The 24008-nt window shown below is 46.1% G+C and carries 25 protein-coding genes and 1 riboswitch; of the genes, 4 read left to right on the top strand and 21 right to left on the bottom strand.

Annotated features, from left to right (window positions below):
• Nucleotides 1-64 precede the first annotated feature (64 nt).
• Nucleotides 65-970, top strand: coding sequence for a YitT family protein (locus MKY87_RS24830; protein WP_340966644.1), 906 nt, complete (start codon nt 65-67; stop codon nt 968-970).
• Between the two features lie 316 nt (nt 971-1286).
• Here the strand turns inward: MKY87_RS24830 and MKY87_RS24825 are convergent, their stop codons facing one another.
• From MKY87_RS24825 to metA, 6 genes are all read right to left on the bottom strand, one after another.
• Nucleotides 1287-2300, bottom strand: coding sequence for a zinc-binding alcohol dehydrogenase family protein (locus tag MKY87_RS24825; protein ID WP_340966643.1), 1014 nt, complete (start codon nt 2298-2300; stop codon nt 1287-1289).
• Nucleotides 2297-3277, bottom strand: coding sequence for an aldo/keto reductase (locus MKY87_RS24820; RefSeq protein ID WP_340966642.1), 981 nt, complete (start codon nt 3275-3277; stop codon nt 2297-2299). Before MKY87_RS24820 ends, MKY87_RS24825 begins: the two co-directional genes overlap by 4 nt.
• 232 nt (nt 3278-3509) lie before the next feature.
• Complete coding sequence (gene mqnC, locus MKY87_RS24815; protein ID WP_124113707.1) at nt 3510-4646, bottom strand: cyclic dehypoxanthinyl futalosine synthase; 1137 nt, start codon at nt 4644-4646, stop codon at nt 3510-3512.
• A gap of 241 nt (nt 4647-4887) precedes the next feature.
• Nucleotides 4888-6060, bottom strand: coding sequence for a trans-sulfuration enzyme family protein (locus MKY87_RS24810; protein ID WP_036669808.1), 1173 nt, complete (start codon nt 6058-6060; stop codon nt 4888-4890).
• Nucleotides 6057-7244, bottom strand: a complete 1188-nt coding sequence (locus MKY87_RS24805; RefSeq protein ID WP_253432814.1) for a PLP-dependent transferase — start codon at nt 7242-7244, stop codon at nt 6057-6059. Before MKY87_RS24805 ends, MKY87_RS24810 begins: the two co-directional genes overlap by 4 nt.
• A gap of 24 nt (nt 7245-7268) precedes the next feature.
• The gene (metA, locus tag MKY87_RS24800) at nt 7269-8186 is read right to left on the bottom strand and encodes a homoserine O-acetyltransferase MetA (protein ID WP_340908695.1); all 918 of its coding nucleotides are present in this window, start codon (nt 8184-8186) and stop codon (nt 7269-7271) included.
• A 236-nt stretch (nt 8187-8422) separates the two neighbouring features.
• Nucleotides 8423-8546, bottom strand: a riboswitch (SAM riboswitch).
• Between the two features lie 451 nt (nt 8547-8997).
• Here metA and corA point away from each other — a divergent pair.
• On the top strand, nt 8998-9933 hold the full coding sequence (gene corA / locus MKY87_RS24795; protein WP_062833460.1) for a magnesium/cobalt transporter CorA: 936 nt from the start codon (nt 8998-9000) through the stop codon (nt 9931-9933).
• A 70-nt stretch (nt 9934-10003) separates the two neighbouring features.
• On the opposite strand, the gene MKY87_RS24790 is transcribed toward corA, so the two are convergent.
• The 8 genes from MKY87_RS24790 to MKY87_RS24755 all read right to left on the bottom strand — a co-directional run bounded on the left by MKY87_RS24790 (nt 10004) and on the right by MKY87_RS24755 (nt 17519).
• Nucleotides 10004-11005 (bottom strand): HRDC domain-containing protein, encoded by a 1002-nt coding sequence (locus tag MKY87_RS24790; protein ID WP_047844208.1) that lies wholly within the window; start codon nt 11003-11005, stop codon nt 10004-10006.
• 177 nt (nt 11006-11182) lie between these two features.
• Complete coding sequence (locus tag MKY87_RS24785; protein WP_047842269.1) at nt 11183-12061, bottom strand: ROK family protein; 879 nt, start codon at nt 12059-12061, stop codon at nt 11183-11185.
• A gap of 73 nt (nt 12062-12134) precedes the next feature.
• Entirely contained in the window at nt 12135-12821 is a 687-nt protein-coding gene (locus MKY87_RS24780) for an MOSC domain-containing protein (RefSeq protein ID WP_340966640.1), read from the bottom strand.
• Nucleotides 12822-12851: 30 nt separating this feature from the next.
• Entirely contained in the window at nt 12852-13958 is a 1107-nt protein-coding gene (locus tag MKY87_RS24775; RefSeq protein ID WP_340966638.1) for a phosphodiester glycosidase family protein, read from the bottom strand.
• Between the two features lie 5 nt (nt 13959-13963).
• A complete protein-coding gene (locus MKY87_RS24770; protein WP_017689620.1) occupies nt 13964-14857 on the bottom strand; it encodes a 5'-3' exonuclease in 894 nt (297 codons plus the stop codon).
• Between the two features lie 331 nt (nt 14858-15188).
• On the bottom strand, nt 15189-15554 hold the full coding sequence (locus tag MKY87_RS24765; RefSeq protein ID WP_017689621.1) for an arsenate reductase family protein: 366 nt from the start codon (nt 15552-15554) through the stop codon (nt 15189-15191).
• Between the two features lie 409 nt (nt 15555-15963).
• Nucleotides 15964-16947 (bottom strand): RluA family pseudouridine synthase, encoded by a 984-nt coding sequence (locus MKY87_RS24760; RefSeq protein WP_340966637.1) that lies wholly within the window; start codon nt 16945-16947, stop codon nt 15964-15966.
• Nucleotides 16944-17519: a cob(I)yrinic acid a,c-diamide adenosyltransferase gene (locus MKY87_RS24755; RefSeq protein ID WP_340966636.1), complete on the bottom strand. Its 576-nt coding sequence runs from the start codon at nt 17517-17519 to the stop codon at nt 16944-16946. The genes MKY87_RS24760 and MKY87_RS24755 overlap by 4 nt, the downstream gene beginning before the upstream one ends.
• A gap of 148 nt (nt 17520-17667) precedes the next feature.
• Between MKY87_RS24755 and MKY87_RS24750 the strand changes: the two genes are divergently transcribed.
• On the top strand, nt 17668-18279 hold the full coding sequence (locus MKY87_RS24750) for a DedA family protein (protein WP_091014720.1): 612 nt from the start codon (nt 17668-17670) through the stop codon (nt 18277-18279).
• Nucleotides 18280-18364: 85 nt separating this feature from the next.
• Here the strand turns inward: MKY87_RS24750 and MKY87_RS24745 are convergent, their stop codons facing one another.
• The 7 genes from MKY87_RS24745 to MKY87_RS24715 all read right to left on the bottom strand — a co-directional run bounded on the left by MKY87_RS24745 (nt 18365) and on the right by MKY87_RS24715 (nt 22623).
• The gene (locus MKY87_RS24745) at nt 18365-18907 is read right to left on the bottom strand and encodes a bifunctional adenosylcobinamide kinase/adenosylcobinamide-phosphate guanylyltransferase (protein ID WP_017689625.1); all 543 of its coding nucleotides are present in this window, start codon (nt 18905-18907) and stop codon (nt 18365-18367) included.
• 37 nt (nt 18908-18944) lie between these two features.
• Nucleotides 18945-19496, bottom strand: a complete 552-nt coding sequence (locus tag MKY87_RS24740; protein ID WP_338592944.1) for a hypothetical protein — start codon at nt 19494-19496, stop codon at nt 18945-18947.
• A gap of 171 nt (nt 19497-19667) precedes the next feature.
• On the bottom strand, nt 19668-19889 hold the full coding sequence (locus MKY87_RS24735) for an aspartyl-phosphate phosphatase Spo0E family protein (RefSeq protein ID WP_176872852.1): 222 nt from the start codon (nt 19887-19889) through the stop codon (nt 19668-19670).
• Between the two features lie 188 nt (nt 19890-20077).
• Complete coding sequence (locus tag MKY87_RS24730) at nt 20078-21286, bottom strand: aminotransferase class I/II-fold pyridoxal phosphate-dependent enzyme (RefSeq protein WP_036610094.1); 1209 nt, start codon at nt 21284-21286, stop codon at nt 20078-20080.
• A gap of 13 nt (nt 21287-21299) precedes the next feature.
• Entirely contained in the window at nt 21300-21800 is a 501-nt protein-coding gene (locus MKY87_RS24725; RefSeq protein WP_024628343.1) for an Lrp/AsnC family transcriptional regulator, read from the bottom strand.
• A 160-nt stretch (nt 21801-21960) separates the two neighbouring features.
• Nucleotides 21961-22356 (bottom strand): spore coat protein, encoded by a 396-nt coding sequence (locus MKY87_RS24720; protein WP_062833450.1) that lies wholly within the window; start codon nt 22354-22356, stop codon nt 21961-21963.
• A gap of 30 nt (nt 22357-22386) precedes the next feature.
• Entirely contained in the window at nt 22387-22623 is a 237-nt protein-coding gene (locus MKY87_RS24715; RefSeq protein ID WP_036610100.1) for a hypothetical protein, read from the bottom strand.
• Nucleotides 22624-22720: 97 nt separating this feature from the next.
• Between MKY87_RS24715 and MKY87_RS24710 the strand changes: the two genes are divergently transcribed.
• Complete coding sequence (locus tag MKY87_RS24710; RefSeq protein ID WP_340966633.1) at nt 22721-23941, top strand: NAD(P)/FAD-dependent oxidoreductase; 1221 nt, start codon at nt 22721-22723, stop codon at nt 23939-23941.
• Nucleotides 23942-24008: the final 67 nt, after the last annotated feature.

The following is a 24008-nucleotide window of genomic DNA, read 5'->3' as shown; positions in this document are numbered from 1 at the left end:
ACGCCGATCTTTCTGTGACTAACCCAGGGGGATGGCTCGAAAGCCGCACTAAGGAGGATGACCTATGAAAGCACCTCTGATATCGGCTAATCCGGTGCCAAACACCGCCAAGACCAGAATCTCGTCTTCCCGCCGCTGGTTAAACCTGTTACTTGTGATTGTCGGTGGAATTCTGGCCTCCGTGGGACTTGAATTGTTCTTACACCCCAATAAGATCATTATTGGAGGCATTACAGGCATTTCCTCCCTGTTCGCCCACTGGACCGAAATGAGAATTGGATTATTCCTATTTTTATTCAATGTTCCGTTTATATTTCTGTCCTACAAGATTGTGCAGAAGAAATTTGTACTGGTTACTGTTCTGGGTCTGGTTGTCTTTTCGATCGGTGCCATTGTGCTTCATCCCATGCCGCCACTTGTAGAGCATCCGCTGGCTGCCGCCATGTTTGGCGGATTATGCCTCGGACTCGGAATTGGGCTCGTCGTGCGGTATGGTGGGACACTGGATACGCTGGAAATCGGTGATCCGTCTTCCCGCCCACCTGAACGTGTATTTAGCGGAAAACGGATGCTTATCGAAAAAATAATCATGCTGCTTAATTTGTTGATACTGACAGCTGCTGGTGTTGTCTTTGGTTGGGACCAAGCGATGTATTCCGTAATCGCCTATCTTATTGCTTATGAAATGGTGTACATTGCGTTCAGGGGTTTCTCTTCCAAACGCAAAGTATGCATTTTGACCACACAAAGCTCTCAAGTTGAAAAAGCTGTACGCAAACGGCTGCGCCGTGAACCTGGAACGCTGGAAGCCACTTCTGACTCAACACAACTCGCGATGGCGGAAGGATGGATCAGGCAGATCCCGGGTGCACTTTATTATGAGGTACATGTTCTGGAGATGATCTGGTTGAAGTCCATTGTGCGTCACATTGATCCACATGCGGGTATTGTGACAAATCCGGAAAAATAATAGCTCATGTAAGTTGAACTAAAGATATTTACACTGACACTACGATGACAGAACAACCTTCCAATCGCTGTTATCCCCAGATTTTTTCAATTCCCTTTTCTGAAGGGAAAAATCCGGGGATAGCGTATGCTTTCGAAGCAGCTTTCTTTCAGAAATCTTTCAGGCGAACGCTTCGCTTTTTCAGGTTTTTTCTGTCCTCTTCGTTATCGTGTAATTTTAATTCAACTTACAAAAAACGCTCTCTTCCCCTATGGATGGACAGTATTGTCCACCAAGGTCAGAGAGCGTTTTTTTCTGTTATTATAATTAATTGTTATTATAGTTCAACAATGGCTTTAACGACATGTGAATCTGGCAATAGCCATTGGTCTATTGCAGAAGGTAACTCCTTAAAGTCCACTCGGTGTGTGATATACCCATCCATGCTTAATTTCTTTTGACGCAAGGTCGACAGGACCTGTTCAAAATCTTCACGGGTTGCATTTCGACTACCCAGGATACTCATCTCCCGCTTGTGAAACTCAGGGTCATGAAAGGTAATATCCGCTTTCACCAGCCCTACAAAAATGAGTTGACCACTATGCGCCACATATTGAATGGCATCATTCATGGAATTCACGTTACCTGTTGCATCGAAGACAGCTGTAGCATAGTCGCCTCCCGTGATGTCAGCCACTTGTTGTACAGTATGTTCATTGGCCTGTACCAGGTCATCGGCTCCAGCCCAAGTCCGGCTAAGCTCCAGTCTGTCCAGATTACGATCAACGGCGATAACACGTGCTCCCGCCTGTTTGGCAAATGCCATCACACCCAATCCAATGGGGCCAGCTCCAATCACAACCACATGCTCACCTGGCTTGATTCCCGCTCTCCTGACTGCATGGGCTCCAATGCTCAATGGTTCAACCATTGCTGTCTCATCCAGTGTCAAACCTTCTGCTGAGAGCAGATGTGAGACAGGCACGCTGATTTTTTCTCTCATGCCTCCGTCTACGTGCACACCCATGACTTGCATGGACGCACAACAATTGGTTTTTCCACTGCGACATGCAATACAATGACCGCAATGCAGATACGGAATAATACTTACCTGATCCCCTGGCTGTAGCCCTGCATCGTTCGGACCGATCTCTTCAATAACAGCCGCCAGTTCATGACCGAGTACGCGAGGGTAGGTAAAGAATGGCTGATTGCCTTTGTACGCATGCAGATCCGTTCCACAGATCCCAATTCGTCGAATGGCAACCAATGCCTCCCCTTCTGCTCGTTCCGGTTGAGGCAGATCTTGCAGCTCCAAACGGTCTATTTGTTCACATACAATGGCTCTCATCCTTGTTCCCCCTTAGACGCTTCTGATGTCATGTTGTTATTCTTTGTATTATTATATTCAGGACGTCCGCTTGACCACGTCTCGTTATGCAATGGAGCCAGAATGCGCAGCACTTCATCCAGCAGATCCTGATCTATCGGTTCCTCTATCCAGGCTGCGTTATTAACAATATTGCGCTGGTTGGCACTGCTCACCAGTGTTGTTGGTATACGTTCATTCGCCGTTGAGAATTGCACGGCCAGCTTGGCAATGTCACTGCTTTGTTCTGCACAGAAGCGGGCAGCCTTCAGGCAGAGCTCTTTCACACGATCATCTGCCGGATGCCAGGCAGGAGCACCTCGGGTACTTAACAAACCCATAGAAAGAGGCGAAGCATTCACAAGGCCAATTTCTTTTTTTTCTAACAGCGGTAACAGCGATAACAATGAAGTATCATTTAATGAATAATGACAATACGAGATGATGGCATCTGCATCGATCTGTGGCAGAACCTTCTCGAACAACGGCAAGGGCAATCCACAAATGCCCGCATGTCGTATAACTCCCTGCTCTTTCAAACGCAGCAACGTTGGAAAAGCTTCTTCGATAATAATCTCTGCTGGCACAAATTCAATATCATGCAGGAACAGAATGTCGATATAGTCTGTATGCAGTCGATCCAGGCTCTCTTGCACACTATCCAGAATCCGCTGACGTGAAAAATCAAACTCATTTTCCCCATACCGTCCGGCTTTGGTTGATAACATATATGAACTACGCGGCAAGCTACGGATGGCTTCACCCAACACCGTCTCTGCCTTTGTCAGTCCGTAGTAAGGCGAAACGTCTATGTAATTCATCCCCGCATCTACGGCCGCATGTACAGTGCGAATCCCTTCGTTCCGGTCAATGTCACGAAATACAGAACCGAGAGAGGATGCTCCAAAGCTTAATACAGGTACGTTCAGTTCTGTCTTGCCAAGTATTCTTCTCTTCATTGGTTTACCCCTTCCAGCGTGTCTGACTACACAAGTTCCCTTTCATTGTAACAGTTCAATTTCAATATAAAATATCGCCAATTGCGTAACATGTACTGTTTGATGACCTCGAACCACAGAAAGAAATCAAAAAGCCCGCCGTCTCTCCAAACGGAGTAGTCAGCGGGCTTGGCTTCATAAATACTTATCTAACGATCAAAGTTTATAAAGAGTAGTATTGAATTAATTAGAATTAGTTCTGCATTACGAAATCTTCATGCACGGAATTTTCTTCGTCGAACATACGAACGATGTCATATCGCGTGTTACGTTGTGCCGGAATATAACCGGACTCCCGAATCAAACGCAGAATGGATTCAATGTTAACTTTGTAGGTTGCACCAGCAGCAGATACTACATTCTCTTCAATCATGGTGCTACCGAAGTCATTGCAGCCAAATTCAAGCGACTTCTTACCAATCTCAGGACCCATCGTTACCCAAGAGGATTGAATGTTCTTGATATTATCCAGCACCAGGCGGCTGATGGCTACAGTCTTCAAGTACTCTTCCGGAGTCTGACGCTCCAGCTTCAGGTTGGTATTGTCTGGCTGGAAAGTCCACGGAATGAACGCCAAGAAACCTTCGGAATCATACTTGTTCGCAATACATTCGTCCTGAGCTTCACGTACACGGAGCAAGTGCAATGCACGCTCTTCCATCGATTCACCAAGGCCGATAACCATTGTTGCCGTGGTGTTCATACCGATGCGGTGTGCAGTTTGCATAACGTCCATCCAATCACGCCATGAACCTTTCAAACGGCTAATCTTCCGACGTGTGCGGTCATCCAGAATTTCAGCGCCGCCACCAGGCAAGGAATCCAGTCCAGCTTCGTGAATGGCACGAACAACCTCTTCCAATGTAAGGCCATCGGATACTTCAACCATTTTCATAATCTCCGCTGGGGAGAAAGAGTGCATCGTGATGTTTGGGAAACGCTCTTTGATGGCTTTCAACAGGTCTGTATAATAGCTGAAAGGCAAGTTTGGATTCGTTCCACCTTGCATCAAAATCTCGGTACCATTCACATCTTCCGTTTCCTGAATCTTCTGGAAAATAACTTCGTCCGGAAGCACATAACCTTCATCCGAACCAGGTCTGCGGTAGAAAGCACAAAAACGGCAGTACACATCACACACGTTTGTGTAGTTGACGTTACGCCCAATTACAAATGTTCTGTATGGTTCAGGGTGCATGCGTTTCATAATGACATTAGCAGCTGCCCCGATTTTGTCCACTTCATTGGATTCAAATAACTGAATCGTGTCTTCCAAGTCCAAACGTTCGCCCCGAAGGGCTTTATCTAAGATACGGTCTACCGTACTCATCGTAAAAAAGCCTCCCTCATGAAGAGAAATTATATAACGATCCGTCCCAACTTGTTCAAGAGAAGCAAGTTCTGGTGGCAACATCGTATTTCTGTACTCCACATATCGTAACACAGGTTACATGTGAAAAAAAGCACCTTATGTTCAGGTGCTTTAAAAATAAGTAAAAATTTTTACATATGGAAAAGAATTAGTTCGAACTTAAGTGATACGCATCGGCGTATTCGGGCATCCACTTTTGCTAGGATTCCTGAAGTGCTTGCTCCAAATCTACAATGAGATCTTCGATATCTTCCAGACCTACGGAGAAGCGCAGCAACCCGTCTGTAATGCCACGGTCACGGCGAACCTCAGCTGGCATTGCCGCATGAGACATCATGGCTGGGTAGGACAGAATACTCTCCACAGCTCCCAAGCTTACAGCAACAATAGGTAGCTTCACCCGGTTAAGAACTGCTTTTGCGCGATCACCTGAACCGACGTCAAATGAAACGACAGCTCCATATCCTGTGGATTGACGCTCATGTGCCTCGCGGCCCGGATGATCCTCCAGTCCAGGATAAAAGACAGCGGTAATATCACTGCGCTCATTAAGCCATGCCGCAAGTTTAGCTGTGCTCCGTTCACTATGAGCCATACGAGCCCCCAAGGTTTTCATCCCGCGCATCAGAAGCCAGGATTCTTGTGCCCCGAGTACAGTTCCGAGTCCATTTTGCAACTGTTTCAGTTGTACGCCAAGTGATTCCGTGCGAGCAACTGCTAACCCCGCTAACACATCACTGTGACCTCCAAGAAACTTGGTAGCACTATGTACAACGATATCCACGCCAAGCTCAATTGGACGCTGATAGTACGGTGTCATAAAGGTGTTATCCAGAATCGTGATCAGGTCATGTTCCTTCGACCAGTCAGTCACTGCAGCGATATCCGTAATACGCAGGGTTGGGTTGGATGGTGTTTCCATATAAACTGCCTTGGTGTTTGGCTTGAGCGCCGCTTTTACTTCATCTATATTGGTCATGTCCACAAAGGTCGTCTCGATCTGCATACGGCTTAATATGGAAGTAAGCAAACGATACGTTCCTCCATATACATCTTCCGTTACAATCATGTGATCTCCTGCGGAGAACATCATGAACACGCTGGAGATCGCCGCCATTCCCGATGAATAGGCGAATCCCCGTGCTCCGCCCTCCAGCAGTGTGATGTAATCTTCCAAAGCCTGGCGTGTCGGATTACCAGAACGACTGTAATCATGTTGAGGCGGATTGAAGATATCAAAATGATGGAAGGTTGAAGCTTGATAGATTGGTACACTGGAGGCTCCAGTTGTTTTGTCGATCTCATCACCAAAATGAAGCAATTTGGTATCAAATTTCAACTCGGAATTCGGCTTGTTGTTGGACTCACTCATGAGTGCACGCCTCCTTCAACTTCCTGTTGTGCAGCAGTAAGAGCATTGCCAAGATCTGCAATCAGATCATCCGCATGTTCAATGCCTACGGAGAACCGGAGCAGTCGATCATCCACACCTACAGCATCACGAATTTCAAGCGGAATATCCGCATGCGTTTGTACCGCTGGGTAGGTCATGAGGGATTCCACTCCACCGAGACTTTCGGCAAAAGCAATCAGTTTGATATGACGCAGCAATGGTTCAACATAACGTGCATCCTTCACTTTGAAAGAGAAGATACCTGTGTTACCCGTGGATTGTTTATTCTGCACCTCATACCCCGGATGATCCGACAGGCCTGGATGGTACACTTCACCCACCGCTGGATGCTCAAGCAAATATTTGGCAATGGTAAGCGCATTGTATTCATGACGCTCCATGCGAAGAGCCAGCGTTTTCATACCTTTCATCAACTGGTAGGAGTCACTTGGTGACAATACCGCTCCAATGGAATTATGCAGGAATGCCATCTCTGCAGATAATGCCTCACCCTTAGTTATAATTAGTCCGGCCAGCACATCATTGTGTCCGCCCAGATATTTGGTAGCGCTATGAATGATGATATCGGCACCGAGTTCAATCGGACGTTGGAAAAATGGAGTCAACAACGTGTTGTCAACAATGGTCAACAGGTTGTAACTTTTCGCCCAGGAAGCAACAGCTTCCACATCAGTGATCATCATCAGTGGATTGGTTGGTGTTTCAATGAATACAGCTTTGGTATTCGGCTGACGAACCTTCTCCAATGCTGCAAGGTCATTTGTGTCCACATAACTTGCAGTTACGCCGAAACGGGACAAGATGCGTTCAAGCAGACGATAGGTTCCACCATACAGATCCAGCGATACAATCAGATGATCCCCTTGACCAAACATGGCAAAGATCGTTTGCAGTGCGGCCATACCCGAGCTACAGGCGAACCCTGCATCACCGGACTCCAGCGCTGCAGCCGCTTCTTCCAACACTTTACGGGTTGGATTAGTTGTACGAATATAATCAAACCCCGTGCTTTGTCCAAGCTTCGGGTGGCGAAACGCAGTGGATTGATAGATCGGAAAGTTAATGGCGCCTGTTACCGGTTCATTGATGGACCCAATTTGTGCTAAGCGGCTTTCGATTTTCAACTTGTTGTTGTCTTCCATTGCTGCATCCTCCTGTAATCTCGATTAGATTTGCGGGCCAATATCGTAAGGTGTTTCTTGATACACATAGTAATTGAGCCAGTTAGAGAATAATAAGTTGGCATGAGCGCGCCAAGTAGCCGGTGGCACACGGGAAGGATCGTCATTCGGATAATAATGTCTAGGCAATGCGATATCCAACCCTTTGGCTGTATCCCGGTCATACTCCCACTTTAATGAGAACGGGTCATACTCGGCATGTCCTGTGGCAAAAATCTGTTTGCCGTCTTTGGTAGCAACCAGGAAGATCCCCGCTTCCTCGGATTCAGCCAAAATCTCTAAATTCTCATTCTTTTCAATATCTTCGCGTCTCACTTCCGTATGACGGGAATGTGGAACGTTGAATACTTCATCGAATCCACGCAACAACGGAACATGTGGTTTATTGATGGTATGCGGGAAAACGCCAAAACACTTTTTATCCAGTGCAACCTTAGGTACGTCAAAATGATGGTATAAACCTGCCTGGGAAGCCCAACATATGTGGAGGGTTGAAGTCACATTGGTTTTGGTCCATTCGAAGATTTCCTGGATTTCATTCCAATAGTTCACGTCTTCGAAATCCATCTGTTCCACCGGGGCACCCGTAATGATCATTCCATCGAAACGACGGTGCTCAATCTCATCAAAGGTTTTATAGAACAGATCCAAATACTCCTGAGACGTATTCTTCGACGTATGGGATTTGGGATGTACGAGAACAACATCCACCTGAATAGGCGTGTTTCCCACCAGACGAAGCAATTGTGTTTCGGTCGTTTCCTTTGTGGGCATCAGGTTTAATATAGCGATACGGAGTGGACGAATATCCTGCTGATATGCAGAAGTTTCATCCATGACGAAGATATTCTCTCCTTCAAGTACTTCTTTTGCTGGTAGAGTATCGGGTATTTTGATTGGCATGGTAAGTCTAACTCCTCCTTGTGCATAGATAGATGCAGCCACCTCTGGCTTGATGTCTTCACATCAATACAGTTATAGTCTGCCTTGAGCTTGTAAAAACATTGAATTGCTCTTTCATCCAACGTTACAAACAACCTCAAGTTCCCTTAGCGAAAATCACTGCTGAGAAGTCGGGGCATATGACAAAGACCTTCCTCGGATTTCGAGAAAGGTCATATGTAAATAGATATGCGCCTCTCTCATCTCTCAGTTACAACAGTGCCACTTGACACTTGGTCGCTGCAAGAATTAGCACCGTGCGGTATACCGCCGGTTGCCGGGTTTCATCGGGCCAGTCCCTCCACCTACTCTTGATAAGATTTCGCTGTATTAGATTGTAATTTAATATGGTTCACCGTCTACTTTATTACATTAATGCCCTCACGTCAAGTTGCAGTTCTCCGTCTGCTGTCCAGATCGGAACCGTTCATCATCCGTTGTCATACACTGCCTCAGGGCGCGAAATAGACACATTTTTGCGCTTGAAAGCACCTTGTACCAGCGGTATACTAAACAAGGTGTTATAAACCCTTATGTGAGAGGTGACATATTAAATGGATGGCGACCCGAGGCCTGACTGGCAGCCGAATTCCGACAAACTGCATAGAGAATTGACATCAGCATGCCGGCAGCGGGACGTGACTTCCGTTTGATTATATAGTGAACGCAGCCCTGATCTCCAGGCTCCGCTGCCGACCGGCTGATTTGTTCTTTTTGCGCCCATAATGATAATATCCGCCAAGTTGGCGGGTGCAGAAGGAGTAGATTAACGATGAAAATCCGGTTGGTAAACAACGGTGTATTTATTCCGGTGGACGACATTCAGCAGGCGCTGACTCCACCAGCGGAAGGATTTTACTGGATTGATGCAGACGTAGACGATTTGGCGGTACTTCAGCCGCTGTTCTTGATGCATGATCTGGCTGTGGAAGACTGTCTCAGTGACGAAGAACAACGTCCGAAGATTGAAATTTATGAGAACCATTATTTTATTGTAATTAATAGTATCCGTTTCGATGATGAAGAAATATTTCTACGTGCGGTGAACTTGTTCCTCGGCAGACATTTCATTATTAGTGTTACAAAGCAAAAGGTCAGCGAATTGCGTACACTGAAACCAATCCTGTGGGAACAGGAAATCAGTACACCGGATCGTCTGCTGTATTTGCTGGTTGACTTGATTGTTGATAATTATTTCACCGTAGGTGACCGAATTGAAGCACGGATCGAGAAGCTTGAGGAAGACATTCTGATGCACACCAAAAAGTCACATCTGAATGAAATCATCGGGCTGCGCAGTGAGATTCTGTGGCTGAAGAAAGTGCTCGGACCTCAGAAAGAGGTCATTAACACCCTGAACAAAAAAGATCTGCGTCTCATCGATGATCAACTGCAAAAGTATTTCAGTGACATCTATGAGAATGCTGTAAAAATATCTGAAACCTTTGAGACTTATCGCGACCTGATGGGCAACTTGCGAGAAGCCTACCAATCCAGTATTGCGAACCGGGCGAATGAGATCATGCGTGTATTTACCGCCATTACCACGGTCTTCATGCCGCTGACGGTCATTACCGGTATATACGGCATGAACTTTACGAATATGCCAGAGCTTAACTGGAAATACAGCTATTTTGTTGTGATTGGCCTGATGGTTACACTGGGCCTCAGCATGTTCTTCATTTTCCGCAAGAAAGACTGGGTATGAACTCGTATGAAATAACAAAGACGAAGCGCTCCTCCGGGAGAAACGCCTCGTCTTTTTTCATTTCTAATCATTAACCAACATTCTTCTCTGTCTCTGCGTGCCGACGGAAGCGGATTCGAATCATGCGCAGTCTTTCATAGACCTGCTCCAGACTTCCTCCATCGGGTTTCTCTCCTCCATACACCTTATGTAATACTGGCTTCAGGAACGTATCTCCCAGCTCCTCATACGCACTCCATACGGCCTCTTGTTCGTTCTCTGGCATCACTGCCAGCTCCACATCAAGTAGACAATCGGTGTCATAACCTTCGTGATCCAGTGCCTCTAACAGCTCAACCAACTCGCGTCGGGATAATCCGGATCGATTAACAATCTCCTCTAAAGTATACCCTTCCTTCATTCCTTCAAGCACCTGCTTACGCGTGGTGAACTTATCAAGTTCCTGCTTGTACTTCTGCTCTCTCTGCTTGTATAACCAACTCTCATACTCTTCTTCCTTCAGCGCCGTGTATACCCAGTCCAGCGGGAATGTCGTTGAACGCTCCAACCCGTTTGTAATCTCCATCCATTCCGTACCGTACTCAGTCGCTTTGCTCTCTCCTACGCCCGGCAGTTGCATCAGTTCATCCAGCGATTGCGGAACAAAAGCACTGATCAAACGCAGCAGACGATTCGTTGCAATAAAATACGGTGCCTTCCGGTCAGACACAGCTCTCTTCCTGCGCCATGTGCACAGATCCGTATATAATTGCTCATTGCCGTATAACTCACTGTAACAATGGAGCCGCTGTCCACCATAACTGCGTGATTTCAGATCATCATTCTCATGAAATAACCCCTGCAACTGCGGTCGGTACCCCTCACTCATCTGTATGGCAAGCTGATGACGGTAAATATGAAGCAGCTCCTCCCAAGAAGTCCCTTCATACCAGATGCTGTCCTCACGCTCTCCTTCCTCGTAGCGACTCCAACCCAGCTGCCAACTATCTTCCTCTTCCCCAATCCATAGCTGTGCATACTCTGCATTCTGATCTGACATTCTGGACAATCTGTTCATGAAAATGACTTCCATTTTCGTTCCCTCCCTTTGAATATTCAGCTTATACGAGTTAAAGATACTACCTATAGGCAGCACAAAAAAAACACCCCTCCTGCAAAATCCATGCAAGAGAGGTGCTTCCTCATTAACCGTACTATGCTGTTGCCCATATCATACCACAATGGTAAAATTCGTCAATCCCTTAATGAACTACTTATTCAATGCCAACTTGGCAAGCGCCAGCGAACCACACAGACCCGCATTGTCACCAAGTCCTGGTGAAACAACATACTGGTCAATGTCGGATTGAAGTGCCGGATGCTGAACGTATCCAGCCAGCAACTCCTGCAGTTTGCTACGCACCATCGGGAAGAGATGCTCCTGCTTCATTACTCCGCCACCCATGACGATTTTCTGCGGAGAGAGAATCAGAACATAGTTCATCAGTGCATGTGCCAGGTAATGTGCTTCGATCTCCCAAGCTTTATGATCTGCCGGCAGTTCATAAGCCGGTTGCTCCCAACGTTTGTTAATGGCTGGTCCTGCTGCAAGGCCTTCGAGGCAGTCACCATGATACGGACAGAAACCCTCGTATGTATCCTCCGGATGTCTGCGTACAATGATATGTCCCATCTCTGGATGTGACAATCCATGGACCATTTTACCGCCAACCACAGCACCTGCACCAATACCTGTACCCACAGTGATGTACAGACAGCTCTCAAGACCTTGTGCAGCGCCCCAGGTTGCTTCTCCAAGTGCCGCACCATTCACATCGGTATCAAATGTCATCGGCACATCAAAATGCTCCTTGAGCTTGCCAATCACGTTATACTGTCCCCAATGTGGTTTTGGTGTTGTTGTGATATAACCATATGTTGGGCTTCCTTCAATCGGATCAATCGGACCAAATGAACCTACACCCAGAGCTTCAATGCCTTTGCCTTCAAAAAATGAAATCACTTGAGCCATTGTCTCTTCCGGTGTTGTTGTTGGAAAACTTACGCGTTCCAGAACTTCTCCGTTTTCTGTGCCAATACCACATACAAATTTGGTTCCGCCTGCTTCAATTGCGCCTAAGATCGTCATGTTAGTCACACTCCCAAGTTAGTTTAAAAAAGGAATTCGGATTATTTTACTTGATGACACTATAATTACCCTGCTACTTGTTCTCCAGCTTGGACAATCGTTTCATTAACGTTTGCCTCCAGCTGTCTGACAGCGCAGGAATGGCCAGCAACGCCTGGATACCATCGACATTTTCTTTCCCCTGATGCATAATTCGATTGGCTTCAAGAACTGTCATTGATGTTGGATCGGTGCTGATCCGTCGAAATATCGATGAAGGCCCTACCTCACCTTCTTGCAGTACACGAAAGTAAAAGCCGGTATATCCACTCTCCTGAAAATAAACAGGCAGCTCCTTATAGTCATACCTCGCACCCAGCTTGAAGCAAGGTTGTCTGGGCTGACTGACCTGCACTGTGGCTTCGCCCAACTCGTACACATCACCAATCCGTACGTCTTCTTCGGCACAGCCTTCAACCGTCAGATTTTCTCCACAAGCTCCCCAATCCAGCTTGCGATCCATCAGTTGTTCCAGCGCCGGATAACGACTGTAATCGTATACACAAACGGCTTTGTCAGGGCCGCCATGATGCACCAGATCCGCCTGCGCGTCCCCTGTCATTCCAGTGAATGACAGGAAAACCACGTCGGATACAGGATGTTTCACAATGCCGCTCAGCACTTCACGCTTCTGCCCAGGGAGCGGCTGCGGCAGGCCTACATTAATGGCCAGAACAGCTGTATCGCCCTCCCCTGGCTTTCGATCAGATGCGAGTGTCATTTGCGTCATACCTCCCATAATCACTTTCTTTTAACGCACAGAGCCGCCAAATACGAGTGTATTACTCAATAACCGACCTGGAGAAGTCAGCATTTTGCCCCCGGCATACATACCCGAGGAAGCACCGCCATCCAGATTCATGGCCTGTTTGGCACCAAGCTTCTGCATCACCGCTGCCCACTCCTTGATTGTTGCTCCGGAAACGGTAGCCAGCATAACAGAACCGTCCGTCATGATTGCAATACCACTTCTGGCTCCGGAAGCATTAAGAATCTTGGCATCCTTGAAACCTTCGCTCGTCGGATTTACAGCTACCTTGCCGTCTTTCACCAGACGTGGTCCTGCCCCAACAGCAGTCACTACATCTTGCCAAGGGATCTCTTTGCCTGCTGCGTTCGTATACTTATAATTCATTTCTACGGTCGAACCAACGGTGAAACGATCCGAAGAAGACTTCTGATTACCTGTGAAGACCAACACCGAGCCATTCTTAGGAATCGCTACATTTGTATTGGGCACTTTTTTGGTCACAATACCTTTCTCCATGACTACTGCAGTACCACCTTTGAACCCAACTGTGGCACCTCGTTCAGGCGTATACAGCATCGTAATGCTTGCATTCGCAGAGGGTGTTCGATTAATAAATGTCGCATACCAACTGCGTGATTTGCCTTTTGTATCCGTTACTTTACCTGTTAAACTCACCTGAAGTGAATCCATAATCGCCGAGCCATCTTCCTTAAATCCGATGGATGTTCCGTATCTTCCAATATGTATGACCTTACCATTTGCTATTAACATACCGTATGGATCTGGTGCTCCGTTATATGCTTCAAAAAATGCTCCGTTAATGGCTGCTTGTGCACCATAGGCTTTCACAATCGATGGCAATGTTGCCGTCTGGCCAACTTGCTTCTTCGCGAGTCCCACGGTAACCGGTGTTCCCTTCGGAATTGAAACGGTCTGTACGGTAAAATTACGTCCTGCTGCTTTTACTTTCTGTACTTTGGTGCTGATTGCTGCTTTGGCATCCACTGTCTGTGGTGCACTTACTGCTCCCGAAAGAATTACGGGCAAGGCCAGGACGAGGGCCATAGCCCCTGTCCACCACTTTTTGCCTGTTCGTACGTTCTTCATGTTGCTCACCCTATTGCCACTCCCATCCAAGAGCCAAGGCTCTTCATCTCAAGTTGTTCAAACTTGTCCATCACCATATCCGGATCAAGACGCAATTCACAGATATCCAGCGCACAGGCAACCGGAACAGCACAATGAATCTCTGCCAGTTTGCGGGACAGATGAAGCATGTCCAGATCATTTTCAATCTTGTTACGCACCGAAGGGGTCAGTTTATCCATGTTGCTCAAAATCCCTTCAATGGAGCCGTATTCCTGTACAAGCTTCAACGCTGTTTTCTCACCAATTCCCCGTACTCCGGGATAATTGTCACTGGCATCTCCCATCAGACCCTTCATGTCAATCACTTGACGAGGTGTCAGTTGTTTCTCTGCCATCAGCGTTTCAGGGTTGTACACCATGTAGTTGCCATGGCCTTTTTTCATAATAATGATACTCGTGCGGTCATTGATCAGTTGCAACATGTCGTGGTCACCCGTCAGCACCATAACATTCATATCGGTCTCTTCGGTATAATACTTCGCAAGCGTCCCGATGCAATCATCGGCTTCGAATCCTTGTGCACCTATATTGGGAATACCCAGGCTATCCATAACTTCACGAATCAGGGCAAACTGGGGAATCAGGTCATCCGGAGCTTCGGCCCGGTTGCCTTTGTAGGCTGCATATTCTTCACCGCGGAACGTCTTACCGCCCATATCCCAACAACATACGACATGACTTGGCCCAAAAGTCTGAACCGCATCCCAGAAATAACGGATAAATCCGTAGACTGCGTTGGTAGGCAATCCTGCCTTTGTACGTCTGATATATCCGCTTGCAGATGTCGCATAAAAAGCACGGAACAACACCGCCATACCGTCTACCAGCAACAAAGTAGGTTCATTACGTTGATTCACTTGAATTTGTTCTCTCCTGTCCTGATTCTATAGAAATTAAACTAAAGTATATTTACACTTACCATTCCGATGACAGAACAACCTTCTGATCGCTGTTACCCCCAGATTTTTTTGATTCCCTTTTCCAAAAGGGAAAATCCGGGGATAAAGGCGAACGCTCCGCTTCTTCAGGTTATTTCTGTCCTCTCCATTTTCGTGTAAATCTTTAGTTCAATTTCTATAGCAAATAAAATATCGAACTAATTCTATCATTATAGCATAGTTCCGCCAACCATCGATCAGCCAAAAAAGCCCTGAATTTTGAACAATTCAAGGCTGATATTCAGCGCGTTTACGCGTTATTCCATTCCTGCTCGTACGTTTCTTCCTTGAATCCAACCGTCACCTTTTCTCCATCCGTAACGATTGGACGTTTGATCAGACGACCATTGGAAGCCAATAAACGAATCTGTTCATCAGCTGACATTCCCGGAAGTTTGTCCTTCAGTTGTTGTTCTTTGTACACTTCCCCACTCGTATTAAAGAACTTCTTCACTTCCAGTCCACTCTTTTGGATGAGTTCTGTTAGTTCAGATTCTGAAGGCGGTGAGTCAAAAATAGGGATTAACTCCAGCTCATGTCCCTGAGCTTCAAGCCATTTTACAGCTTTGCGGCATGTGCCGCATTTGGCATATTGATATACTTTTAAGTTACTCATTGATTTTCCTCCTAGTGTGTGGCTCCGGTTTCGATTTCTCGCTTCCCTTGGTTTGCTTCGCAAATCCAAAAGTCGCTCCAAATCGATACCATCGCCATGCAACTTTACTGACTTTTGCGAATGAGATCAAAACACATTCGCTATATTTTTTGGATCAAGACCTTACTACTTTAATATTTTTCAAAGCTTAAAAAATTAATAAGCTTAAAAGATTTAACATGAAAATGCTAAACACCCATACATGAAACCATACAACCATAATGATTAGCCTACGGCATATTGTTCGGGTGCAGGAAGCATTCCTCGCACCACATCAAAACCAGTGTTGCTGCCAAGCACGACGGGCTGTGCAGAAAGCTGCGACACACGGTTCATATCTAAGGAAATCTAAGAGCCCCGTCGCAGCTTCCTACAGTTCTTCTCTGGGAGCTGCCTCATCATTCAAACGCTGCTCTAGCGCGGCCATATCCACTGGAAAAGGAGCTTGGAACGTTATGCGTTCCTGTAGAATTGGGTGTTCGAACGTCAGCTCACAGGCATGTAATGCCTGGCGTTCGATCCAGGTATCCCGTTCCTCACGAACAGCCATGGTTTGCTCATCGATCTCATGCACAGGTAGTGTCTTGTACATGCGATCACCTATCAACGGGCATCCGATAGAAGTCATATGTACCCTGATCTGATGGGTTCTGCCACTTTCCAGCTTGAGACTTATCGCGCTGGCACTGCCCCCTGACCAACGTGTTACGGTCGTGTACAACGTTCTTGCAGCGTAACCATTAGGTGTTACGATTCGGCGGTGTGGCTCTTCTGGATCGCGGTCAATCGGTCCATCTACCGACCCTTGTTCCGGGGCTGGGCTGCCGTGTACAAGTGCAATATATTTCTTATCCACTGTTCCCGCGATCATCTGTTCAGACACATGCTGATGCACATAAGGGTTCTTGGCTATTGCGAGCACACCTGACGTTTCCTGATCAAGTCGATGAATCGGTCTGAACCGGAAGCGCTCACCCTTGGATTTCCAATAATGAACAACGCCATTTGCCAAAGTACCCGTGTAATGTCCATGTGTCGGATGAACGATGATGCCCGCATCCTTGTTTACAATAAGCAAGTGCTCATCTTCATACAGAACGGTAAATGGAATAGGTTCAGGCAATATATCATCCGATTCCTCTTGCTCCATCCGAACTTCAACGACATCACCCGCAGCTACCTTGACGCTAATGTACACGCGCTCTCCATTAAGCATGACACCTTGCTCCGTCAGCTTGATTTTGGACAAAAGCTTACGTGACACCAGCAGCCGGCGCTGAAGCACGGTCTTCAGCAGCCAGCCATCTTCTTGTTCGGTCACCGTGTAGACAATCGGCGAATAATATTGGCTCATTCTTTGCGGCGGAAGACTTTTTTGCTCCGCACATATTCAATATCCGCCACCTGTTGTCTCGCGTTGGCCGTCCGTGCAACCACGAAGAAGTAATCAGAAAGTCGGTTTAGATACCGTCGTACAGACGGGTTAATGTCCGTATGTTGTCCGAGTGTTACCGTGCGACGCTCTGCGCGACGACATACAGTACGGCACACATGAAGAGCAGAGGACAGCTGACTGCCACCAGGAATAATGAACCGTTCCACTTTTGGATTCTCTGCATCATACTGGTCAATCCATTGTTCCAGACGTGTGACCATTTCATCTCTCACCTTATATCTGGTCTCACTAATCTTCACGAAGGCCAGATCCGACCCGCAATCAAACAGTTCCTGCTGAACTTCCAGCAGATGTTCACGCAGATCTTCAAATTCCCCTTGAGCCGAGTCAATAAGGCTGATCGCCTGGCCTACAAAACAGTTCAATTCATCAATCGTGCCATAAGCCTCAACTCGGTCATCATCCTTGATGACGCGTCCACCGATGACCGAAGTCTGTCCTTCGTCACCTGTTCGTGTATATATGCCCATCGTTATCCCTCCAATTGGTAATATAATAATGAATACGGGAATGCCATTTTTTCAGAAACCCGTCTATCGCTTTACACGTATATAAGAATTGGTGTGCTCTGCCGAGTATACGACAAATCGAAGGAAACCAAAAGTAAAGGAGACGATTATGCAAAACTGGATAACCGATTTCATGGAACAATACGGCTACATAGGCATTGCACTCATTATTGCTCTTGAGAACGTATTTCCCCCGATTCCATCCGAAATCATTCTACCGTTTGGCGGATTCATGACCACCTATACCAGTCTCACTCTTCCAGGAGTTATTATCGCCGCAACCATTGGTTCTGTCCTTGGTGCTGTTCTCCTGTATGGTATTGGTCTACTCATTGACGTCGAACGCCTTGAGAAAATTGTGGAACGCTGGGGACATGTTCTGCGCATCAAAAAAGAGGATATTCACCGTGTCGATGCATGGTTTGACAAATATGGCATGTGGACCGTATTATTCTGCCGAATGGTTCCCCTCGTCCGTAGTCTTATCTCCATTCCCGCAGGCATGTCCAATATGAAATTTGGTTTATTCCTTCTCTTTACAACCATTGGTACATTGATCTGGAATGTCATTCTGGTCTGCGTTGGTGCTGCGCTTGGCGCATCATGGGAGAGCATTTTGCACTTCATGGACGTCTATTCCATTGTAGTGTACGTCATTCTGGCCATCATTGTCATCGGATGTATCATCTGGTGGATCAGACGTAGCAAAAAGCAGAAATAAAAAGGATAACTTAATAAATAAAGCCTCCTCGCCACCAATTCGTGGTTAAGGAGGCTTCTTTATGTCACCCGTTTATGTCATCTCGCTATCGTTCATCTTCATTTCGCATGCCCTGACTCTTCAGATCGATAGCCAGACCAGATACCAGCAAGTACATCTTTTCAGCATGTATCTGCAGCATCCGATTAACCGAAGCCATTCTCGCTGTAAATATTCGTTCTTCCTCGGTAGGATGCAATGTGCCATGCATTTCATTGGTAATCACAAGCAACTTCCCCTGATAAGACAATAAAGCATCAAGCAAAAGCTGTGTCTCTGAACGCTGATGATCCAGATCCTCTGTTGCCCTGAAACCGGCAGCCATCCAGGAGGTCAGACTGTCTACAATTACAATTCGCTGATCCGCCAAAAACAGATTGGATTCCCGATTAATCTGGGTGATCACCTCTGTCAGATGCTGACCGTTCCCGGCATGAATGGCACGATAATGAGCGGATGGCAATTCGGGAATAACGGGATCATGATCACCAGTGGATAAATATACACCCTCCCGGCTAATCCCGGCTGCGTACTTGAGGGCAAACCGGGTTTTACCACTACCTATGCCGCCTGTGACCGTAATCAACAATCCGCTTCCCTCCTTCCATAGCCATTCTGAATTTTCTTTACTCTGTCAGCGCCTTCAGCACTTTTTTGGATTCTTCGACATTGGAAGATGACACTGGAATGGTGGCGAACAAATTGCTCGCAGCATATTCTACATCTTTAAACATTTTCATATCTTCGAGTGGAATGCCGTAAAGATGTGTTTCTTGCTTGAGATCTGAACCTCCATCTCCTTCACCCTTCTCTACCAATACTCCCCCCTCAAATACACCCCGTTCAAACTTCTTGGGATCAAAAGTATCATCCAGCGGAACATTGGAGCCATTACTTCCGTATTGTTTCATGTCGGACTCAGGCAAAATGAAGATATCATGTCCTCCAGCCGCATATTCTACCATAATTTTCTGAACATCATACATTGCACTGGTAATCACTTCCACCTTGGGTTCCTCACCCAGTTTCTGTTGCAGATTGGCCTGTAACTGCTCTGAGATTACAGATGGATTTCCTTGGTTATCAATGATGAATATGGAAAAACCATCTTTACCTCCACAACCAGCAAGCAGAAAAACGATAGAAATGATTGCAGTAAGCCCCCAAAATCTCTTCATTCCAGTTCCCCCTTTAGTCTCCTATGTCCAATATATCACAATTGTTCCACGCAAAAAAATAACCTGGCTTATCGGCGGATCACCCTGCCTTTACACACAAAAAAAGAAGACCCTCTCTCAGGTCTCCCTTTTTAATTCCGATTAATGAAACGTTTCACTCCAGCATAAACGTTATTTTCCTTTAATCGGGTTAGCCTTCATATATTCATTAATCTTTAAATCAAGCAAACTGCTGATTTCAATTACAATATCGGATGTGAATGATTTCTCTTCGAGGAAGATCTGTTCCATCTTGCGACGAAGCATATGAATTTCATCTTCCAAGGAAATGTCATGCAAAGATGCGTTATCGGGTTTCACCGACCATCGGTCGCCATGATCGCCTTCTGCCAGAACGTGCCCACGATTCGTCGGTAAATCATATTCAACACAAAACAAAGCTAACCCCTCCTTGGAAAAATGGTTTCCAAATTTATGAAAACTTATTTCAAATTGAAATTATATCACATTATTTTGTAAAAGAAAGTTATTTTTTTCCAATGATAACAATGTCACATTTGTAAAAAGATTCTACTTTAGTATTAACCCTCTTTTTGAAGTTTGTAAACAAAGTTTCCGATTCGTTCCAAAGCTTCATTTAATTGGGTTACGGAAGTAGCATAGGAACAACGCAAGAAGCCTTCACCCTGAGGGCCAAAAACATTGCCCGGAACAGCAGCCACTTTATTCTCCGTTAACAATCGCTCAGCAAACAGGTCGGAACTCATACCCGTCTTTTGAATGCTCGGGAATGCATAGAATGCTCCCTGAGGTTCATGACAATCGAGTCCAATATCTCTGAATCCCTGCACAATTAAACGTCTACGCTGATTATATGATTCTACCATCCGATCTTTCTCACCCAAACCATTTGTCAACGCCTCAAGTGCAGCAACCTGACCCATGGCCGGCGCACACATTACCGTATACTGATGGATTTTGAGCATGGCTGCAATAAGCTCAGGATGACCACACATGTAACCGATCCGCCAACCTGTCATTGCAAAAGCCTTTGAAAATCCGCTTACGAGAATAGTCCGCTCCTTCATGTCAGGGATAGCTGCAAAACTAACATGTTTTTGCGTATACGTCAATTCAGCGTAAATTTCATCCGCGATCACAATCAGATCATGCTTTTTAATCACTTCAGCAATAGGCAGCCACTCTTCATACGTCATGATGGCTCCAGTCGGATTACTCGGATAACACAGAATAACCACTTTCGACTTCGGTGTGATACCAGCTTCAAGTGCTTCGGCCGTTAACTTGAACTGATCTTTCGCGTAGGTTTCAACACCAACTGGTATACCGCCACCGATTGAAGCGATTGGTGAATACGCCACGTACGAAGGTTCAGGAATGAGAATCTCGTCGCCAGGTACGATTAATGCGCGCAAAGCCAGGTCAATCGCTTCACTGCCACCCACGGTAACAATAATCTCATCCTTGGGATCGTATTTGGTATCAAACTGAGTATCCAGATATTCACTGATGGCTTCTCTCAACTTCGGCATACCTGCGTTGGATGTGTAGCTGGTCATACCTCTTTCCAGCGAGTATACACAAGCTTCACGCATATGCCAAGGGGTAACAAAATCAGGTTCACCTACACCCAATGTGATAATATCCTTGTTGTCTCCAACCAGATCAAAGAATTTACGAATTCCGGATGGAGGTATCTGCTGCACGAGGGGTGCCAGATAAGATGTCATTTTCTTGTTGTTCCCGGTTGTCTGTTCATTCACTATCATGACACATCTTCCTTTACGGCGAGATCATGAGACGGTTGTCTTCCTGATGGTCTTCAAAGATAATCCCGTCCTGCTTATATTTTTTAAGAATAAAATTCGTTTTGGTTGACAGTACAGAGTCTATCGGAGACAGTTTCTCCGACACAAAATTAGCGACTTCACGCAGGTTGCCACCTTCCACTTCAACGAGCAGATCGTATGCACCGGACATGAGATATACGGACTTCACTTGCGGATAGAGATAAATCCGTTCGGCAATCCCTTCAAAACCACGACCACGCTCCGGCGTGATCTGCACCTCAATCAGGGCCGTTACTTTTTCATCATCTATTTTGCTCCAGTTCACGACGGTTGCATATTTCACGATGACGTGGTCTTGTTCTAGCTGTGCCACGGCGTTCTTGATCTTGTCTTCCGACTCCCCCAGCAGCGTCGACAGCAGTGCGGGAGTCCTTCTCGCGTCTTCCTTCAGCAGATCCAGAACTTTTAATTGCAGATCGTTCAAATCTTTCATGGTTTTCCCTCCAGCGTCATCCAGGTTCCTGAAAATGAATTAATACTTATATTACATGAATTTGACGTTGATGCATAGACAAAAGACCGCCTGCCCTGAATTCAGGCAAGCGGTGGTATGGTCCTTTAACGATAGGTGCTTCAAACCTCTTTTGCAAAGGTTACATGTAATAAGGGTTACCGTAATTCGGTTGATGCTGAGGCACATTAGGAGCTTGGCTATATGAACTGTTCTGCGTATTCTTTTCCTGAATGAATTGCTGACACTTTTGTTGGGTCTGGTGGGCGGACTGAATTTGTTTGTCCACATCCTGACGAAGTGCCTTGGACGAGACAGAATACATGTTGTTTTGCTGCATCAGATTGAACAGTTCCCCTTGTAATCTTAGGGTATCGTTCGTCAGGTCTGTGAACATCCGACGTGTCATGGGGCAGGAAGCTTCCGTTGTCGCAGTCGTATATTCGCGCGAGGTTCGTCTTAAATCTGCAAGAATCGACTTCAACAGATCCTGCTCCTGCATAAAAGCGCCATTAGATGATAAAGATTGAGAATACATGCGTTTTCCTCCTATACAGTTAGAGTTGTCTCAATTACTGACTTGCGCCGGTGCAAGAGACTGATGTTGCTGCAGTGCATTGACAAGCGTGTTCAGATGCTGTTCATGTGAGCGAACATAGTGATTCAGAGCTTGTTGAATTTGTGGATTATGTGTGATGGAAGCTGTGGCTGCACACTGCTTAATCAGCAGTTCTTCATTGGTGATCGAGTCCGCAATGTAGTTCAATTCCTTGGGACTCAGCGCTTGCATAGTATGATTCTGCATGTTTCGATGGCCTCCTCGGCATAAAGTTTATGCGCAATTATTGTTAACCCGGTCACACAAAAGTATACAAATTTAAATTATAAAGGAGATGTTTCTAATGGATCTGGTCTATGGCACACCTTTCTGGCCCTCCACTTTCAATTCAACATTTAATTATTCTGCACTACAAGAAGACATCTCTTGTGACTGCCTCATCATTGGTGGGGGCATGGGGGGCGCATTGACATCTAAACTACTCACGGAACAAGGTGTCAACACTGTTGTGATTGATAAGCGAGACATTGCCCACGGCAGCAGTTCTGCCAATACAGGTCTTTTACAATACACCAATGACAAGACACTAACCTCATGTATCCACACTTTTGGTGAAGCAACAGGCGTACGTTTTTATGAGCTTTGTCGTGAAGCCATGAAACAACTTGCTCAAATTGCAGACAGCCTGGATACAGACCCTTGGTTTATCCCACGAACAAGTCTTTGTTTTGCAAGCAGTGAAGATCATGTAGCCCTATTGGAGGAAGAATATCAGACCTTGAAGCGTTATGGTTTTGAAGCTGAACTGTGGGATGCCGACAAAATAAGCCAGCATTTCCCCTTCAGCAAACCCGCTGCACTGTACACAATGGGAGATGCGGAAGTGAATCCCTATCGTTTTGTTCATGCCTTGTTTGAATCCGCAAATAAGCGTGGCGCACGAATCTATGGTCAGACAGAGATGATACATTGTGAATACGATGAAGATGGTGTAATCTGCCACACTGCCAACGGTAAAATCCGTGCCAAGAAGGTCATATTTGCTGCCGGTTACGAGACACAGGACATCAAAAAGGATCGCGGAGCCTATCTGAAAACGACCTACGCGATTGCTACCAAACCGTTGTCTGATCTTAGTGCATGGTTTGAACACAGCATGATTTGGGAGACAGCTCGTCCATATTTGTATATGCGAACAACACCGGACGGAAGAATCATTGCAGGTGGTTTGGATGAAGAAACACCTCGAGAGGATCAACGTGAAATACGTTCAAAACACCGGGGAGACACACTCCTGGAAGAGGTCCGTTCCTATTTCCCTTTAGATGATCTTGAAGTCGATTATGCCTGGGGTGCTGTGTTTGGTAATACGAATGATGGCCTGCCTCTGATTGGTACACATCCCGATTATCCGCATTCATATTTTGTAGAAGGGTATGGAGGTAACGGGACCGTATACAGCATGATTGCTGCTTCCTTAATTGCGGATGCTATTACTGGCAAACAAAACCCTGATATGGATCTGTTCTCTCTCACACGTACAAGTAAACCATCTCCTGTATAACATCAAAATAAATCAATACAAACAGGGTACAGCACACGGAAAGTTCTCTTTCCCGCCGCTGTACCCT

It is taken from the genome of Paenibacillus sp. FSL R7-0198 (assembly GCF_038000415.1).
Lineage (GTDB): Bacteria > Bacillota > Bacilli > Paenibacillales > Paenibacillaceae > Paenibacillus.
The sequence above is the reverse complement of the archived record's forward strand: the minus strand, read 5'-3'. Positions and strand labels throughout refer to the sequence as shown.

What these genes read in the sequence shown, in the direction of transcription:
- MKY87_RS24710 (WP_340966633.1), top strand. Translation starts at nt 22,721, where the DNA reads ATGGATCTGGTCTATGGCACACCTTTCTGGCCCTCCACTTTCAATTCA.
- MKY87_RS24760 (WP_340966637.1), bottom strand. Translation starts at nt 16,947, where the DNA reads ATGAGCCAATATTATTCGCCGATTGTCTACACGGTGACCGAACAAGAA.
- MKY87_RS24715 (WP_036610100.1), bottom strand. Translation starts at nt 22,623, where the DNA reads ATGCAGAATCATACTATGCAAGCGCTGAGTCCCAAGGAATTGAACTAC.
- MKY87_RS24810 (WP_036669808.1), bottom strand. Translation starts at nt 6,060, where the DNA reads ATGAGTGAGTCCAACAACAAGCCGAATTCCGAGTTGAAATTTGATACC.
- MKY87_RS24720 (WP_062833450.1), bottom strand. Translation starts at nt 22,356, where the DNA reads ATGTATTCTCAATCTTTATCATCTAATGGCGCTTTTATGCAGGAGCAG.
- MKY87_RS24775 (WP_340966638.1), bottom strand. Translation starts at nt 13,958, where the DNA reads ATGAAGAACGTACGAACAGGCAAAAAGTGGTGGACAGGGGCTATGGCC.
- mqnC (WP_124113707.1), bottom strand. Translation starts at nt 4,646, where the DNA reads ATGAGTACGGTAGACCGTATCTTAGATAAAGCCCTTCGGGGCGAACGT.
- MKY87_RS24785 (WP_047842269.1), bottom strand. Translation starts at nt 12,061, where the DNA reads ATGACGATCTTAGGCGCAATTGAAGCAGGCGGAACCAAATTTGTATGT.
- MKY87_RS24755 (WP_340966636.1), bottom strand. Translation starts at nt 17,519, where the DNA reads ATGGGCATATATACACGAACAGGTGACGAAGGACAGACTTCGGTCATC.
- MKY87_RS24820 (WP_340966642.1), bottom strand. Translation starts at nt 3,277, where the DNA reads ATGAAGAGAAGAATACTTGGCAAGACAGAACTGAACGTACCTGTATTA.
- metA (WP_340908695.1), bottom strand. Translation starts at nt 8,186, where the DNA reads ATGCCAATCAAAATACCCGATACTCTACCAGCAAAAGAAGTACTTGAA.
- MKY87_RS24830 (WP_340966644.1), top strand. Translation starts at nt 65, where the DNA reads ATGAAAGCACCTCTGATATCGGCTAATCCGGTGCCAAACACCGCCAAG.
- MKY87_RS24765 (WP_017689621.1), bottom strand. Translation starts at nt 15,554, where the DNA reads ATGAGTAACTTAAAAGTATATCAATATGCCAAATGCGGCACATGCCGC.
- MKY87_RS24790 (WP_047844208.1), bottom strand. Translation starts at nt 11,005, where the DNA reads ATGGAAGTCATTTTCATGAACAGATTGTCCAGAATGTCAGATCAGAAT.
- MKY87_RS24750 (WP_091014720.1), top strand. Translation starts at nt 17,668, where the DNA reads ATGCAAAACTGGATAACCGATTTCATGGAACAATACGGCTACATAGGC.
- MKY87_RS24725 (WP_024628343.1), bottom strand. Translation starts at nt 21,800, where the DNA reads ATGAAAGATTTGAACGATCTGCAATTAAAAGTTCTGGATCTGCTGAAG.
- MKY87_RS24825 (WP_340966643.1), bottom strand. Translation starts at nt 2,300, where the DNA reads ATGAGAGCCATTGTATGTGAACAAATAGACCGTTTGGAGCTGCAAGAT.
- MKY87_RS24805 (WP_253432814.1), bottom strand. Translation starts at nt 7,244, where the DNA reads ATGGAAGACAACAACAAGTTGAAAATCGAAAGCCGCTTAGCACAAATT.
- corA (WP_062833460.1), top strand. Translation starts at nt 8,998, where the DNA reads ATGAAAATCCGGTTGGTAAACAACGGTGTATTTATTCCGGTGGACGAC.
- MKY87_RS24730 (WP_036610094.1), bottom strand. Translation starts at nt 21,286, where the DNA reads ATGATAGTGAATGAACAGACAACCGGGAACAACAAGAAAATGACATCT.
- MKY87_RS24780 (WP_340966640.1), bottom strand. Translation starts at nt 12,821, where the DNA reads ATGACACTCGCATCTGATCGAAAGCCAGGGGAGGGCGATACAGCTGTT.
- MKY87_RS24740 (WP_338592944.1), bottom strand. Translation starts at nt 19,496, where the DNA reads ATGAAGAGATTTTGGGGGCTTACTGCAATCATTTCTATCGTTTTTCTG.